12 protein-coding genes are annotated in these 12,071 nt (G+C 59.7%); 10 read left to right on the plus strand and 2 right to left on the minus strand.

Features of this window, described 5'->3' with window-relative positions; all coding sequences use genetic code 11:
* Positions 1-20 precede the first annotated feature (20 nt).
* The 9 genes from IT971_RS04450 to IT971_RS04490 all read left to right on the plus strand — a co-directional run bounded on the left by IT971_RS04450 (position 21) and on the right by IT971_RS04490 (position 9,229).
* A complete protein-coding gene (locus IT971_RS04450) occupies positions 21-590 on the plus strand; it encodes a hypothetical protein (RefSeq protein ID WP_063094223.1) in 570 nt (189 codons plus the stop codon).
* Positions 591-619: 29 nt separating this feature from the next.
* Positions 620-2,542: a hypothetical protein gene (locus IT971_RS04455; RefSeq protein ID WP_175494875.1), complete on the plus strand. Its 1,923-nt coding sequence runs from the start codon at positions 620-622 to the stop codon at positions 2,540-2,542.
* Positions 2,542-2,985 (plus strand): hypothetical protein, encoded by a 444-nt coding sequence (locus IT971_RS04460; protein ID WP_063094219.1) that lies wholly within the window; start codon positions 2,542-2,544, stop codon positions 2,983-2,985. Before IT971_RS04455 ends, IT971_RS04460 begins: the two co-directional genes overlap by 1 nt.
* 432 nt (positions 2,986-3,417) lie before the next feature.
* Positions 3,418-4,821 carry a hypothetical protein gene (locus tag IT971_RS04465; RefSeq protein ID WP_063094217.1) on the plus strand — a complete coding sequence of 468 codons (1,404 nt, stop codon included), beginning with the start codon at positions 3,418-3,420 and terminating at the stop codon, positions 4,819-4,821.
* 389 nt (positions 4,822-5,210) lie between these two features.
* Positions 5,211-6,323, plus strand: a complete 1,113-nt coding sequence (locus tag IT971_RS04470; RefSeq protein WP_063094215.1) for a hypothetical protein — start codon at positions 5,211-5,213, stop codon at positions 6,321-6,323.
* Between the two features lie 44 nt (positions 6,324-6,367).
* Complete coding sequence (locus tag IT971_RS04475) at positions 6,368-6,679, plus strand: hypothetical protein (protein WP_063094213.1); 312 nt, start codon at positions 6,368-6,370, stop codon at positions 6,677-6,679.
* A 98-nt stretch (positions 6,680-6,777) separates the two neighbouring features.
* Positions 6,778-7,770, plus strand: coding sequence for a hypothetical protein (locus IT971_RS04480; RefSeq protein ID WP_139190007.1), 993 nt, complete (start codon positions 6,778-6,780; stop codon positions 7,768-7,770).
* A gap of 362 nt (positions 7,771-8,132) precedes the next feature.
* Positions 8,133-8,546 carry an MbcA/ParS/Xre antitoxin family protein gene (locus tag IT971_RS04485; protein ID WP_063094209.1) on the plus strand — a complete coding sequence of 138 codons (414 nt, stop codon included), beginning with the start codon at positions 8,133-8,135 and terminating at the stop codon, positions 8,544-8,546.
* Positions 8,543-9,229: an RES family NAD+ phosphorylase gene (locus IT971_RS04490; RefSeq protein ID WP_223305020.1), complete on the plus strand. Its 687-nt coding sequence runs from the start codon at positions 8,543-8,545 to the stop codon at positions 9,227-9,229. Before IT971_RS04485 ends, IT971_RS04490 begins: the two co-directional genes overlap by 4 nt.
* 187 nt (positions 9,230-9,416) lie before the next feature.
* Here IT971_RS04490 and IT971_RS04495 read toward each other — a convergent pair whose 3' ends face one another.
* Positions 9,417-10,397 (minus strand): chlorophyllase, encoded by a 981-nt coding sequence (locus tag IT971_RS04495; RefSeq protein WP_063094205.1) that lies wholly within the window; start codon positions 10,395-10,397, stop codon positions 9,417-9,419.
* A 186-nt stretch (positions 10,398-10,583) separates the two neighbouring features.
* Here IT971_RS04495 and IT971_RS04500 point away from each other — a divergent pair, with 186 nt between their 5' ends.
* Complete coding sequence (locus tag IT971_RS04500) at positions 10,584-11,204, plus strand: TetR/AcrR family transcriptional regulator (protein ID WP_063094203.1); 621 nt, start codon at positions 10,584-10,586, stop codon at positions 11,202-11,204.
* Positions 11,205-11,630: 426 nt separating this feature from the next.
* On the opposite strand, the gene IT971_RS04505 is transcribed toward IT971_RS04500, so the two are convergent.
* Complete coding sequence (locus IT971_RS04505) at positions 11,631-12,068, minus strand: GIY-YIG nuclease family protein (protein ID WP_223305021.1); 438 nt, start codon at positions 12,066-12,068, stop codon at positions 11,631-11,633.
* Between the last annotated feature and the right edge of the window lie 3 nt (positions 12,069-12,071).

Below are 12,071 nucleotides of genomic sequence, written 5' to 3' on the forward strand. Positions count from 1 at the left end.
GGAATTGAAGGGAACGCGATATGGCACTGAGCGACATCGCACTTTGTGCGCGTGCATTGGTGATGATCGGGGCGGCACCGATTGTTTCGTTTGAGGATGACACGGCCGAGGCGGAGGTGGCGGGGATGTTGTATCCGGCTATCCGGGACGGGATGCTGGCGGCGTATCCTTGGCGGTTTGCCGCGCGTGGGGCGTGGCTGGCGCGGAGGGAGAGTGAGGAAGTTTTGGGCGCTGGCGAGGGCATGTTTGTCCTGCCCGGGGATTTTATCCGGTTGCTGTCGCTTGAGACCGAGGGCGGGGCGGTGCCGGAGTTTGAGCTGGTGCAGGGGGCGGTGAGGTGCGCGGCGGATCGGGCGTACTTACGCTATGTCGGGCGGATGGCGGAGGGAGCGTTTCCCGCCTTTTTCGATCTGGCGCTGATCACACGCCTTGCGGCGGAATTTTGTGTGCCGCTGACCGAAAGTACGTCGCGGGCGGAGTATCTGTTTAAACGCGCCGAGGACCAGTTTCGCAGCGCCCGGCTGGCCGATGCGCAGCAATCAACCCCCCGCGCGATTGGGGATTTCACCCTGATCGGGGCGCGGGGATAAGGGTTTTGACCAACGGGGAGGGGATGGCTATGGCGCGCAGGGTACTGGAAAAGACGACATTTTCGACCGGTGAACTGGCCCCGGAATTGTGGGGGCGCTCAGACCTTAATGCCTATGGCAATGGGGCGGCGCGGTTGCGCAATGTGTTTATTGAACCGAGCGGCGGGGTGCGCAGGCGGCCCGGTATCGCGTTGATTGATGCGGTGTCCGGCCCGGTGCGGTTGATCGCGTTCGAGTTCAATACCGAGCAGACCTATCTGCTGGTGTTTGGGGATTATCAGGGCACGGTTTATCGCGATGGGGTGGCGATTGTCGGGTTTGAAACGCCGTTTGGAATTATCCACCATGCGCTTCTGAACTGGACGCAAAGTGCCGATACGCTGCTTGTCACCCATCCGGACGTCGAGCCGATGCGCCTGACGCGCAAAGGATCGGACGACGGGGCGGGAACGTGGGAGATGACCAACTGGGCGTGGCGGGAAACGGCGGTGAAGCGGTTTCAGCCCTATTATAAATTCGGTGATCCGGCGGTTTCGATCACGCCTTCAGGGACCAGTGGCACGATCAGCATCACGGCCAGTTCGGCCCTTTTTGAGGCCGGGCATGTCGGGACGCGCTGGCGGATACAGGGGATTGAGGGGCAGATTGCCGGGGTTTCGAGTGCGACACTGGCAACCATTACCTTGAAAGAGGCGCTGCCCGATGCCAGCACGACACAGGACTTCGAGGAACAGGTGTTTTCGCCGGTGCGCGGCTGGCCGCGCAGCGTGACCTTTCATCAGGACCGCATGGTGATTGGCGGATCGCGCGATTTGCCCAACCGGTTGTGGATGTCGAAATCGGGGGATCTGTTCAATTTCGATCTGGGCGAGGGGCTGGATGACGCGGCGATTGAATTTGCCCTGCTGGCCGATCAGGTCAATGCGATTACCGGCATTTTCGCCGGACGCCACTTGCAGGTTTTCACCAGCGGATCGGAATGGATGGTAACGGGGGCCCCGTTGACCCCGGCCAATATTCAGGTGACGCGCCAGACCCGGATCGGCAGCCGGGCGGATCGCACGGTGCCGTTGGTCAATGTGGATGGCGCGACGATCTTTGCCGCGCGAAGCGGCCGGGAATTGCGCGAATTCCTGTTTACCGATGTCGAGCAGGCTTATGGGGCGGCGGATTTGGCGCTTTTATCGCGCCATCTGGTGCAGGGCCCGGTTGATCAGGCGTTTGATGCCGATCATCGGCTTTTGCATGTGGTGATGGGCGATGGCAGCCTTGGGACCCTGACGCTTTACCGCAGCGAGGCGATTACCGCCTGGTCGGCGCAAAGCGTTGCGGGGGCGGCGTTTCGCTCCGTCGCGGTGGCGGGCGGGGAGGTTTACCTTTGCCTTGAGCGCGAAGGGAAATTTTACCTTGGCCGGTTTGATGAGGGTTGCGGGCTTGATCTTTCGATCACCGCAGAATTGGCCGAGGGCGAGGAACCACGCCGCCATTGGGGCGGGTTTGATGATCTGGAAAATGTCACTTTGGCCGTTTGGGCCGGTGGCGTGCTTTACCGCGATATCACGGTTTCGGGCGGCACGATCAGCCTTTCGGAAAATGTTTCAACGGTCGTGGCCGGATTGCCGTTTACCCATGAAATTGCCGCCCTGCCACCGGCCGGATCGGATGGCACGCGGGCACATGGGGGCAATGCGCTGCGGCTTGTGTCGGTGACATTCCGGGTGCAGCAGACCGCGCAGTTGCGCGTCAATACCGGGCGGGGATTTCGCGATGTGACGCTGGGTAGAGGACGGAGCGAAGACGCGGCCTATAGCGGTGATGTCAGTTTGCGGGCCCTTGGCTGGCGGCGCGGCAGTGCCGGGCGGGACAATGATGGATTATGGCGGATCGCCGGGGATTTTCCCCGGCCTTTTTTATTGCTGGGGGTCGCCAGCGAATTGGGGGTGAATGACTGATGGGCGCGTTTGCATCCTATGCACCAATGGCACTTTCTGCCCTGCAAACCGGGCAGCAGATTTCATCAAACCGGGCGGACCAGAAAAACCGCGCGGCAGAGACCGAGGCCAACCGGCAGGTCGATATTGCGCAAATCAATGCCAGCGAGGCCGAACGCGCACGCGAACGGGCCGAGGAATTGCGCATCCGACAGGCACGGTTACGCGCACGCCAAGGGGCAGCGGGCCTGCAAAGCGGGGGCACCGGATCGGCCAGTGCGGTTCTGGCCGGGCTTGAAAAACAGGCATTGTCAGAAACGCATGCCGATGCGGATGCGGCGGCACGCAAGCGGGCAGAGGTTAACCGGCAGGCAAGTTGGCGTGAAACATCGCTTTTGCGATCCTTGCAGGATGACACGGTGGCACGGTTGAATGCGTGGTTTGCCCGGCGGGATGGGTGGTGAGGGCTGCGGGGTTTGGTCGCGGGTTTTGAGTGTGCGGTGCTGTTTACTGGATTCCCGCCTGCGCGGGAATGACGGGGGTGGGGTAGGGCCTTTCCGCCCGTTCGTCACTCCCGCATAGGCGGGAGTCCACCGGGCTTGCGGGTTCGGTGGCTGGTTTTGAGGATGCGGCGCGGCTGACTGGATTCCCGCGTGCGCGGGAATGACGAGGTTTTGGGGTAGGGCCTTTCCACCTGTTCGTCACTCCCGCGCAGGCGGGAGTCCATGGGGCTGCGGGTTCGGTGGTTGGGTTTGAGGCTGTGGCACCGCTGACTGGATTCCCGCGTGCGCGGGAATGACGAGGTTTTGGGGTAGGGCCTTGCCACCTGTTCGTCACTCCCGCATAGGCGGGAGTCCAGAGTGGCAGGTTCGGGTTAGTTTTTTTGGGGGGATGAGATGGGCGCGGTATTTAAGGTTGATGGCGGGACGGGTGTCGGGTTTACCGGCGACGGCAAACGTACGGTTTTTCCGTTTCAGTTCGCGGTTTTTGGCAGTGATGATGTGGCGGTGCGCGTTGATGGAAACCCGGTCACGACCGGGTTTCATGTGGCGTTGAATGATGGTGAAGACGCGCCCGGTGGCGCGGTGATTTTTGAGGTCGCGCCATCGGTGGGGGCGGCGATTTCGATCCGGCGGTATTTGCGGTTACGGCGGTTGAGTTCCTATGGCAGTGCGACGTCGCCGCGTGGTGATGCGGTGGATCGGGATTTGGATTATCTGACCGCGGCCCTTGGCGATATTGACTGGGCGATGGTGGGCAGTTTGCGGCTTGATCCCGCCGATCAGGGCAAGGGGGATCTGGCGTTACCGCGGATGGTGCCCGGTCGGGCCCTGGTGTGGAACGCGCAAGGTAACGGGCTGGTGAACGGGCCGGATGCGGGCGAGATTGCATTGGCCGGGCAGCATGGCGCGATGGCGCAGGATGCGGCGAACCGGGCCGAGGCCGCCGGAACGCGGGCGGAAACCGCGCTTGCAGGGTTTCAGAAGCAGATGGCGGGGGCGGCGTTTGACCTTGATCTGCGGGCCCAGAACGTCACGCTTTGGCAGGATGAACGGCGCATGCCGGTGATCGATGCGCCGGGCGACCGGATCATGGATATCCGCGAGACCGGGGCGTTGGTGCGGTTATCGAATGGCGGGCGGTTGAGCCTTCCGGGGGTGAGTGCCGCGCGCAACGGGGTGCGATACCGGGTGGTCAATGGCGATGGCACGATGGTCGATATAAGTGCGGCCAGCGGGGATCAGATTGTGCCGTTGGACGGGGCGGCGGTGCGCAGTGTTTATGCCCTGCCGATCCGCGGCGATTGCGTTGATCTGATCTGTGATGGCGGGCGGTGGTTTGCCGCACCGATCGCGCAAACCGGGCCGGTGGTGAAGCTTTTGCGCACCAATGCGCAGGATATTCCGGCGGGTGGTTATTTCATCGTTGAATGGGATCAGGTGGCAGAGGACAGCCACGGGCTTTATGACGCCGCCCTGCACGGCGTCGGGAGCCTTCCGCCCGGTTTTTACCATGTCGATGCCGGGGTGAATTTCGCGATTGGCGATACGGCGGTGGCGGTCAGTGCCTATGTCGAGCGGCAGGGGCCGGCGGGATGGAGCACGCATTTGCAGGCGTCCGATATTGTCGGGGCGGGCAGCAATGCGACGCAGAGTGTGCGGGTCAGCGGCATCGCCCGGATCGGGATCGGCACGGATAATGCGCTTCGGCTGCGTGTGCGCCATTCGGATACGATTACGCGCCAGATCGCGGCGAGTTCGGGGATGAGCTGGTTTCATCTGTGCCGGGTTGGTGGGTAGGTTTTGAGGCTGCGGCACGGCTGACTGGATTCCCGCATGCGCGGGAATGACGGTTTATTGGGATAAGGCTTTTCCGCCTGTTCGTCACTCCCGCGCAGGCGGGAGTCCATCGGGCGGCGGTTGCCGTGGCCGGTTTTGAGTATGCGGCACGGCTGACTGGGTTCCCCCGTGTGCGGGAATGACGGAAGGAAGTGAGGTCCGCTACATCGTCACTCCGGCGAAAGCGGGAGTCCATGGGGCTGCGGGCTCGGTCGTCGGCTTTGAGGATACGGCACTGTTGACTGGATTTACGCGTTCGCGGGAATGACGGGTGGGGCTGGGCCTTTCCATCTGGCGGCAGGCTCGTTGATCCTGACGACATTTCATCATTTGAAGACGGAGAATGCAAAATGGGCATGCGATATGCGCCATTGGAAAGCTGTCTGCGCGTGGGGCGCGCCAGCCCCAAGATTGTACGCGGATCAGACGGGATTTTGGCCGAGATCGGTGCGGATATGCCGGGCCATGATCATGATGTGCTGGGCCGGGCGCGGGGGCTTTTGATCGAGGCGGCGGCGGTTAATCTGCTGCGCTATTCCGCCGCGTTTTCCAATCCGCTTTGGGAGAAGGATGCGGGGGTGAGTGTGGCGACGTCCGGGGTTGCGGCCCCGGATGGGAGTATGACGGCCACACAGCTTGACCTTCCGGGCGGCACGGCGGGGCTTTATCAGCGGGTGGATAATCTGACTGTGGGGGCGATATACAGCTTTGGCGTCTGGGCGCGGGCGGTATCGGGCACGGCGGAGATTACGCTGGGCGTGGTGAATGGGGCATCTGCCCATGCGGTGAGCCTTGCTGAAAGCTGGCAACGGGTGGGCTTTGCCGAGGCCGCATCGGGCACCAGCCGATACCCAAAAATCAGCACGACGATTTCGGGCAATCCGGCATCGATCCTGATCTGGAATGCGCAGCTTGAGGCCGGGCCGGTTTTGACCAGCGATCTGATCAGCAATGGCATCCCGGCGGCGCGCGCCTTGGATGATGTGATGCTGGAGCCGGGCGACTGGTTCCGGGGCGCAACCGGGCGGGGCACGTTTGTTTTTGATCTTGAATTGCCGACGGCCTGGAGCGGCATCTGGCGGATCGTGCAGATGCATTCGGGGAACCTTAACGATGATCATCTTGATCTTGGCTATGACAGTGCGGCGGATCAGTTGCGGATTTCATTGCGCAAGGCGGGCAGCCCGATCATCACGCAGTCGCTTTATGGCGGGCTTGTGCCGGGAACGCGCACGCGGATCGTGCTGGCGTGGGCGGATGACGGGGTGGCGGTGGCGAAAGCGGGCGCGATTTTGAAATCACCCGGCGGCTTTGCCATGCCGCGCAGTTTCAACACGATCCAGTTGGGGAGTTATGCCGGGCAAAGCGGGGCCTTAAACGGGCATTTGCGCGGGGTTTCCTACTGGCCGGAACGGTTGGGCGATGATCGGTTGATCGCTCTTTCGGCAAATCCCGAAAATTAACCCCATGGAAGCCCCCAAACGAAACAGAGGAAACGGAGGACAGGATGGAGGAACTTGATACGGTGCGGGCGGAGCTTTTGCAAAGCCTGCCCGGTGATATCAGCCGCGCGCGCAACGCCTATCGCCGGATGGCGCAGGCCGCAGCCCTCAAGATGGATGCCAAAAGTTTTGCCGCCCATCAAACGGCGTGCAAGGCGGGGCTTTCGCATCTTGAAGGCCTGATCAAGCTGCTGCGCTGGGCGTCCGGCCCGGATGCGGCGGAGAATGACAAGGCAAAGTCGCCTGCGATGGAGGAGGCGGAGATCAGGAAGCTGATTGCCGAGGCACGGGGGGCGTTGGCGGGGAGTGAGGGTTAGCTGATTGAGATTTTCATGACATGGTTGGTAAGATGGTGGGTAATCCGAGAAAGATGCAATTAATTCTGTCGGAGTGGAAACCGTTGAGGGTTCTTCTAATGGGTAGAACGAAAGACCAGACTGTAGAAACAAAGCCGAAGTATGACTGGGTTAAAGCTGCTCTGGAAGCTGATATCAGACTATTTGTCTTGGAAAATCTTCCATACGATCCGGCGAAAACAGCAACGGTTGCCGAATTAGAAGCAAAGTCTGCCGAAGAACTGTTTTGCTATTATATAAATTGGCTTCAAAGGCTTGTGCCTAATGTGCCAAGGCGGGTGCATTTATCTTCATCTTTGCTGCTTAACCATTTGTTCTTGGAATACAAAGACGCATTCGCAAAGATCAGAAACCTAATTGAAACAGGTGGTTCTTTGCAGTCGTATCTTAGTCGGGCTGTAAATAATGGTTACTATCGTCACAAGAAGCTAATGGCGCGTCGGCATTTGGATTTGCTTTTAAGCGAGTGCGGCATCCATCATTTGCATGTGGAAAAAAAGCCTAATCCAGAAGGCAAAGGTTTTGGTTCTGATCATCTGCTTTTCTGCATTTTCAGGCAAAATGATGCCTATCTGATTGATATTTTGCCGCACAACCAAACTGATTTGTGGGCAGATAGTGGTTTATTCAGGACAATATTAGACAACTGGCCAAACCATAATTTGCTGATTCGAGCCCAAAGTGTTCAAGAAGAAGAGCCGCTAGAGCACAATGCGACAGAACATCTGACTCAGAGAAATAAAGGTGCGAACTCGCCAATATACATTGATGGTCAGACATTCTATGGAACTGGAATGATGTCACCCTCTGGATTGTCTCATCATTCGAGCGCTATGTTTCAAAAGCATGTGTGGCCTGTGATGTTCAATTTTTACTATCGGTGGTTGGCTGAAAGGGATCAGTTGTGTACAGAACTTTTGGCTCAGGGAGTATATTTGTCTGCGTCATCAAACCCAAGGTTCCACATTGATCCTGACGGAAGGTTCGGCGTTTTCGAGCATTCTCAGAAAGCATTTTTGTGTCTGGGAAATTTGGCTCTTTTGTTGAACTGACTTGGAATACTAGGGATAGGAAATCAGCGCTTTCTGGTTGTTCGCTTTGGCCAAGATGAGGGCCGCTTTATGTCGATGCTATCGACATATTCCAATAACGTGTCGAAATTTTCCGGTTTTATCGACATGACGTGTCTTGCGGCTTGAGGCAGTGCAGTTAGATCGGCGTGTGCGGCACGGCTGACTGGATTCCCGCGTTCGCGGGAATGACGGGCTTTGGGGGAGGTAAGGCCTTTCCATCCTTTCGTCACTGCCGCGCAGGCGGGAGTCCATGGGGCTGCGGGCGCGGTGGGTGGTTTTGCTATTCCGTCATTTGCCATTTGGCATAAAAATGCTATATTGATGTCAAATGGAGGTGTGCGATGGAATTCGCGATTGTGGAGCCGACCGGGGCGCGGCCGGATCGGGCGGTGATTACCGAGGATGAGGCGGCGGCATTGGCGCGCGCCACCGTCAATCTGTTTGGTGCCTGGGATCTGAGCGATCAGGAAGCGCGGGTTTTGCTGGGCGATATGCCCGCGCGCACCTGGGCGCGGTGGAAGAAGAAGGATATCGGGCGGATTGATCGTGATTTGCGTACGCGCATGGCGATGCTGATCGGGATTCACAAAGGGTTGCGATATCTGTTTCGTGAACCCGCACGCGGTTATGCCTGGATCCGCAAGCCCAATGCGGCGTTTGGCGGGCAAAGTGCGCTTGAGGTCATGTTGCGCGGCGAGATCATGGATATTGCCGATATCCGAAGTTACCTTGATGCGGAGCGTGGTGGCTGGTGAGCAGGAGCAGGCATGTTGCGTGGCCGCAGTGTGTGCGGATCATCCGGTCGATCTATCCGCCGATTGACCTGTTTGAAGATATCGCCGATCCCGCCGATTGGGAGGCCCTGGCATCGGCGGAAGCCAAGATGAACCCGCGCATTCGCGACAGTATCGGCAATCTGGCGAAGGTGCCGGTCGAGCGCCGGGTATCGGGGCCGGGGGCGAGTTATGTGATGGCGCCGTTTGTTCATTACTCGCCCTATCGCCCCGGCCGGTTTTCGGATGGCACATACGGGCTTTATTATGCCGGGGATCGCCGGGCGGTGGCGATTGCCGAAACCGTGCATCACCATGCGCGCATGATGCGGGCGACCGACGAGGAACCGGGCTGGACATCGCAGTTTCGCGAGCTGGTCGGGCGGAGCGATCATGTGTTTGATGACGTGAGCCATCGGGCGGATTTGCTGGACCCCGATGATTATAGCGCATCGCAGAAATTTGGCGCGGAGCGACGGGCAGCGGGATCGGACGGGATTTATTGGCCCAGTGTGCGGTTTGATGGCGGGCATTGTATTGCGGCGTTCTGGCCCGATGTGGTGCCGATCCCCGTGCAGGGCGATCATTTTTCCTATCACTGGAACGGGGAGGCGGTCGATTATGTTCGCAATCTTGCCAGTGGGGAGACTTGGCGGGTTTTTTAGGCGCGGGTTTTGTAAAGCCGGGTGGTTGTGAGGTTGCGGCGCGGAGGACTGGATTCCCGCGTGCGCGGGAATGACGGAAGTTGAGGTGACATTTCCCTTCCTCGTCACTCCCGCGCAGGCGGGAGTCCATGGGGCGGTTGGCGCGGTGGCTGCACCGTTTCGTGGTGCAGCCAGCCGGTTTCAGGCGTTATTTGAGTGTGACATGGGCGTGGTGCGCGGCGTGATCGGCAAGGGCTTTGGCGGCGTCCGCCCATGACGTATCAGCGGGATCAAGGGCTGATTTGAGGTAGGCCAGCGTCATGCGTTGGGTGATGGCAAGGCGGTCGGGGTCTTCGTCGTCGGTTTCCTTTGCATCATATCCGGCAATGCCGCCAAGGCCATGTTTGCCGCCAATCAGGGTCAGCAGGGCATCGGCACCGGGACTGAGGTGGAACGGGTCGGTGTGCCAGGCGGGGCCACGGGTGGTGAGGTGCGGGTTGTCATCGGCATCGCCGGCAACGACGAGCGTTCTGGTCGTCAGGTGGCTGAAATCGGGGTTGAGCGATGTGTAGTTTGCGCGGGCAAAGTCGCTGAGGCTATCCCCGCCCTTGCCGGGGGCGGCCAGCAGGACGCCGGCCGTGATGCGCGGTTCGATCAGATCGACATTCTGTGCATCCGGGTCGTTGATATCGGTCAGACGCGCACCAAGCAACATGCCGACCGTCTGCCCGCCCAGCGAATGGCCGATGGCAGCGATTTTGGAGCGGTCGAGCCGTCCGGCGATGGCGGGAAACTGGTCCTCTATCGCGTCAAGCTGATCGAGGATGAGCTTCATATCCAGCACGCGCGAGCGCCAGAAAAACGGCGCACCCGGTGCATCGGCCGGAAGACCCGCGACCTTGGAATTGCCGTGTGTCGGCTGGATCACAACAAAGCCGTGCGCGGCATAGAAATTCGCAAGCGGCGCGTAACCATCCTTGGAAGGGATATAAAGCGACGGCCCATGCCCGTGCGAGAGCAGAAGGATCGGAAGGTCCCGATTATTCGAGGACGGGGTGAGCGGCGCGGTGATGCGCAGGTCAAGCGGTTGACCGCGATCCGGGGCCGGAAGGGTGACGGGGTTGAGGCACAGGGTCGAAAAGGACGGGCCGGTCGGGATATGGCGGGCATCGGTAAGCAGATTGTTCATGACTTGGTGCCTTGTTTTGCTTGGCGAAGGTCGGGGGCTTCGCCTATATAGAAAAACGGAACGTTGATCCGATAATAAACGGAACTTTGTTCCACTTGATGAATTGTATATACGGAACGTTGTTCCGTATATCAAGAGGCAATTGCGTGCGGGGTCTTTGGGCCTGCTACAACAGGGAAGATTTGAGTGACAGACGACCCGACAAACCATGACCTTGAAGGCAAGGCACCGAAACGGCGCGTGCGGGCTGACGCACAGCGTAACGAGGATGCGGTGCTGGAGGCCGCCAAGGCGGTTTTTGCGACGGCTGGCGTGGATGCGCCGGTGCGCGAAATTGCCACGAAGGCCGGGGTTGGTGTGGGGACGTTGTATCGCCGTTTTCCGACCCGGTCCGACCTTGTGGCGGCGGTTTTCAGACGCGAAGTCGATGCCTGTGCGGCAACCGCAGAAACGCTTGCGATGGATTATCCGCCGGGCGAGGCACTGGTGCGCTGGCTTAATCGCTATACCGATTTTATCGCGACCAAAAAGGGGCTGGCGGCGGCACTGCATTCCGGCGATCCGGCGTTTGATGCGCTGCCCGATTATTTTCGCGCGAAGTTCGAGCCGGTTCTGACATCGCTTCTGGAAGCCGCGGCGGCAGCGGGCGAGGTGCGGCGCGATATTGCCGCCTATGACCTTTTGCGCGCGATTGGCAACCTTTCGGTGGCGGGCGTTGGCGATGAAGCCGGGGCGGCGCATACGCGCAGCATGGTGGAGCTTCTGGTCGACGGGTTGCGGTTTGGCGCGGTGAAGGCGGGGCGGTAGGGCGGAGGCCTTCGGTTTTGCGCGAAGGTTTTTTCCACTCTGTCGTCACTCCCGCGCAGGCGGGAGTCCATGGGGCTTGCAGGTTCGGTGGATGGTTTTGAGGCTGTGGCAAGAAGGACTGGATTCCCGCGTTCGCGGGAATGACGGTTTATTGGGATAAGGTTTCCACCTGTTCGTCACTCCCGCGAAAGCGGGAGTCCATCGGGCTTGCGGGTCCGGTGGAAGGTTTTAAGGCTGTGGCAAGAAGGACTGGATTCCCGCCTTCGCGGGAATGACGGTTTATTGAGATACGATTTCCACCCGTTTGTCACTCCCGCGCAGGCGGGAGTCCATCGGGCAGCGGGTCCGGTGGAAGGTTTTGAGGCTGCGGCGCGAAGGGCTGGATTCCCGCGTTCGCGGGAATGACGGAAGAGAGTTTATCGACGCTTATGCGTTCAGGCTGTCGAACAGGTCGTTCCAGTCGGGATTGTGTTTTTCGATCAGGTCGAGCTTCCAGGCGCGGCGCCATTTTTTAAGGCGCTTTTCGCGCAAAATGGCGTTTTCCAAGCTGTCATACAGTTCAAAATGCACGAGTTGCCCGACATTGTAACGTTGGGTGAAGCCCTTATCCGTGCCAGTGCGATGTTGCCAGATGCGGGCGCGCAGATCGGCGGTGACGCCGATGTAAAGCGTGCCGTTGCGGTTGCTGGCAAGGATATAGACGCAGGGCTGTTTCATCGCCGGAGGATAGCAGGATTTGGCCAGATGACGGAGCTTTTGGTGATGCCGATGGGTGGTTTTGGTTGCGGGGGTGGAGGTCTCGGCACGAAAGACTGGATTCCCGCGTTCGCGGGAATGACGGCTTTGGGGATGGGCTTTCGACACATT

This window comes from Thalassospira sp. B30-1 (genome assembly GCF_015767575.1).
GTDB lineage: Bacteria > Pseudomonadota > Alphaproteobacteria > Rhodospirillales > Thalassospiraceae > Thalassospira > Thalassospira xiamenensis.